Origin of the sequence: Mesorhizobium sp. M6A.T.Cr.TU.017.01.1.1, from assembly GCF_004023115.1 — a bacterium.
Taxonomy (GTDB): Bacteria; Pseudomonadota; Alphaproteobacteria; order Rhizobiales; family Rhizobiaceae; genus Mesorhizobium; species Mesorhizobium mediterraneum.
Map to the genome: position 1 here is coordinate 1 of NZ_RZTA01000223.1, position 3,946 is coordinate 3,946.

A 3,946-nucleotide genomic window follows, 5' to 3' on the forward strand; every position below is an offset into this window, starting at 1 on the left:
ACACAGTGGGTTCGGCCGGCAGCGGCGGCGGAAAGGCGCGGTCGAGCTGCCAAAGGGTGGCGGCGGAGATGGCCATGAGGCCGGCGCAAGCGGCGGCGGTGATGGCCGTTCGGCGTAGGAATTTTCTGGAGAGCATCGCTCCGCCCTTCTTCCTTCTCCCCTTGTGGGAGAAGGTGGATTGGCGCGCAGCGCCAAGACGGTTGAGGGGTGCTGGCCAGAGCGCTATCGGTGCCAAGCTGGAACACCCCTCATCCGACCGAGCTGCGCTCGGCCACCTTCTCCCACAAGGGGAGAAGGGAGAGCCGGCCGCAACCTCGGCTCCCTTTCTGCAGCGCTGAAGATTGGCGAAATCCTTTGCGAAGGTGCCATCGCCATGTTCCTGTTCGCCATCGGCGCCTTACGGCGCCTTTACCTCCATCATCCCGGTCGCGGTGCGGGCCGAATATTGCGGCCGGTACATGTCCTCGACCGTTGCCGCCGGATGGGCATAGGTGCCCGGCGTCACCGCGCGCACGACATAGGCGAGCGTAATGTTGCGGTCGCCGTCGCCATCGTTCGGATTGAAGGCCGCGACGAAACGGTCGTCACGGAATTCGAGATGGGCGGCGTCGGTCTGGGCCAGCCAGGAGAAGTTCGACAACTGGGCGCTGGAAACCAAGCCCGGATTGTCGATTTCGAAGCCGGCCGGCAGCAGATCGGTGATCACGAGCCGCGACGGCCACTTGTTCTGCTCGTAGATCTTGAGCACGACGACATAGCGTTCGTTCTGGGTCGCCTCCGTGACATTGGCTTCCGTGCCGTCGAGCTTGTAGTAGGTGCGGCCGATGGTGAAGCCGTTGCCGCTGGCCGGCAGTGGCTGGATCGGCGAGGCCACCGTGGTGACGACTGCCTGCAGCGGGTTGCTGCCGGTGTTGGCGACGGTCAGTGGGCTATCGACCAGGTCGCTGCCGGCGATCTGCTCCGAATAGGCGCCGACATGCGGTGCGCCATTGATGGTCAGCGCGATCGCATCGTTGCCGGCCTTCAGCGCGCGGGCCGCCAGCAGCATCCAGGACTCGTCCTGGGTGCTGGTCCATCTGACGGCGGCGCGTTCCTTCGTCACCAGCGTGATCAGCGCCGGCACGATCGTCGGCACCGGCTTCGATTCGGCGGCGAGCGCCAGCATCGCCGCGCCGTCACGCAGCGGCGAGCCATAGTCGGACCTGTAGTAGTCGTATGCGGAGGTCGACTGGGCCAGTTGCAGGGCGGCCTGGAAGGTGGCTTCCGAACGCTGCGTGTCGCCATAAAGCGCCAGGCCTGCCGCCAATTGGGCAAGGGCCATCGGGCTCGTAAAGGCTTCGAGCTGCGTGTCGGCATAGTAGCGCAGATCGCCGATCGAAGCCTTTTTGTTGCGGGCCAGCACATAGAGCGCATAGGCGATCTCGCTGCCGCGACCCTTGACGTCCTGGTCGTAGCCGATCGCGTTCTGCAGATTGCTCAGCGCCTGGTTCATCGCCAGGGCCGGCACGTCGTATTTCTGCTCACGCGCCCGGGTCAGGAAATCAGTGACGTAGGCGTCGAGCCACAGGTCGCCGGAGCCCGGACCCCACAGGCCGAAGCTGCCGGCCGAGGCCTGATAGCTCAGCACCTTGTAGATGGCGTCCTGGATGCGGCCACGCAGGTCGGGGTCGCTGGCCATGCCGATGCCCGAGGCCATGTCGTTGACATAGAGAAGCGGCATGGCGCGGCTGGTGGTCTGCTCGGCGCAGCCATAGGGGTAGCGGTCGAGCGTCATCAGGAGCGACGGCACGTCAAAGGCCGCCGCCTGCGAAACGCCGACGCTGACCGAAGCGCCGTCGAGCACGCTTGCCGCCAGCAGCTCCTTGTCGACGCGCAGCGACCCGCCATTGCCCTTGAGGTCGACCACCATGCGGGTGGTCACCGGCAATTGCGCCGGACGCACCGGAACATAGAGCGTCTGTTCAACAGCCGTGCCGTCGGCATGAGCGAGCTTGATCGTGATCGAGGCGTTGCCTGGCTTCTCAGCCATCAGCGGCACGGTCAGCGTCTGCCGCTTGCCTTCGGCGAGCGTCAGCTTCTCGGGCAGGGCGGCAGTGCCGGTCGACAGCCCGCCGGTGGTATCTATCGACAGTGCATAGTCGCCCTCTGGACCATCGGTGTCGGCGACGTCGAGCCGCATGACGGCCGAATCGCCGGGCGCCAGGAAGCGCGGCAGGCCGGCAGTGATCACCACCGGATCGCGCACGATCACGTCGGACTGGGCATGGCCGACCCCGTCCTTGGTCCAGGCGACGGCCATGACGCGCACGGTGCCGTTGAACTGCGGGATGTCGAAATCGATCCGCGCCTTGCCGTCGGCGTCGAGCTGGACCGGACCGGAGAAGAAGGCGACCAGTTTTTCGGTCGGCGGGCTGCCTTGCGACTGCATGTTGGCGCCGTCGCCGCCGGTGCGCAGCTTGCCTGACGTGCCCAGCGAGCCGTCGATCAGGCGGCCGTAGAGGTCGCGCACTTCAAGGCCGAGCATGCGCTGGCCGAAGAACCAGGTCTCCGGATCCGGCACCTTGTAATTGGTGAGGTTGAGGATGCCGACATCGACGGCCGCGACCATGACATAGGCATTGGCGCCCGGCTGCACGCCGGCCACCGAGACCGGGATCGACAGCTGCTGGCGCGGCATGGTCTTGTCCGGCGGCGTCAAGGTGACGGCGAGCTTCTTCGAGCCCGGATCGACCTTCAGCCATTTGACGCCGATGGCGCGCGCCGGCATGCGCGTTTCCTGCGCATCGCCCGGCCTGAACAGCGTTGCCGTGACATAGGCGCCGGCGCCCCAGTCGTCGCCGACCGGGATGTCGATGGTGCTGCCGCCTTCTGGAACGGTCGCGGTGACGGTCTTCAAGAGTTTGTCGGCGCCAATGGTGACGAGCAGCTCGCCGGCAAAATGCGGCGACACTTTGAGCTTGGCCACTTCGCCCGCCGCATAGGTATCCTTGTCGAGGGCGATCTCGAGGCCGTCGGGCGTTTCGGTGGTGGTGGAGCTGACATACCAGCCGGCGTCGAACTCGTAACTGGTCGCCGGGCCTTCCGGATCCGATGTCTCGATCTCAAGCCGATAGCGGCCCCAGTCGACCGGCAGCGAGACGGTGGCCTCGCCATCGGCGGTCAGGTCGACCTGGCCATTGGCCACTGACTTGGTGAACGTCACCGGCTCATAGTTCCAGGAATTGCTCGAGCGGTACCATTGGTAGCTGCGTTCGACCTTGACCAGCGACCATTGCGCGCCCTGCAGCGCCTCACGCTTGCCGTCGGGGTCGACGGCGATCAGGCTGAACTTCGCCGTGCCGCCTTGCGGTACCTCGTCGCCGTCGAAATCCGGACGGATGCCGATCATGTGGCCCTGCGGCCGGATGCCGATGTTGAGCGAGCGCTCGACGACGCGGCCGCCAGTCTCGCGCATTCTGACCGTAACCTTGGCATCGACGAGCTTGGTGGTCGAGGGCAACTGGTCGACGGAAACCGGGAAGGTCGCCTTGCCGTCCTCGCCGACCACCGGCAGCCCGGTGAACGGCGTGACCGACGGTTCCGCCGACTGCTCATCGGCGAGGCCGAAGGAGTAGCCCTTGAAACGGTCCCAGTCGCGAGTGGTCGACAGCGTCAGCTCGCCTTCGAGCGCCAGCCCGGCGGCCGGCGCGCCATAAAGAAAGCGGCCGTCGACGGTGACGTTGGCTGTTTCGCCCTGCGCGATCTCCTGCTTGTCGGAGGACAAGTCGAACTCGATGCGATCCGGCACGAAATCCTCGACCAGAAACATGTGGCTGGCGACCGCCGCCTGCTTGGGGTCGGTGTGGATCGCCACCGTCCAGGTGCCGCGCATGGCATTGGGTTCGAGCGGCAGGTTGACGGCATGGCCGCCGGCCGATGCGCCGTCGCTGACGATGCGGCGGTTCTC

General features: G+C 66.0%; 1 protein-coding gene. It reads right to left on the reverse strand.

Annotation, left to right across the window (positions count from 1 at the left end):
• Positions 1-397: 397 nt before the first annotated feature.
• On the reverse strand, positions 398-3,946 hold a 3,549-nt coding region (locus EOB36_RS33330; protein WP_164897704.1), incomplete at its 5' end, for an alpha-2-macroglobulin.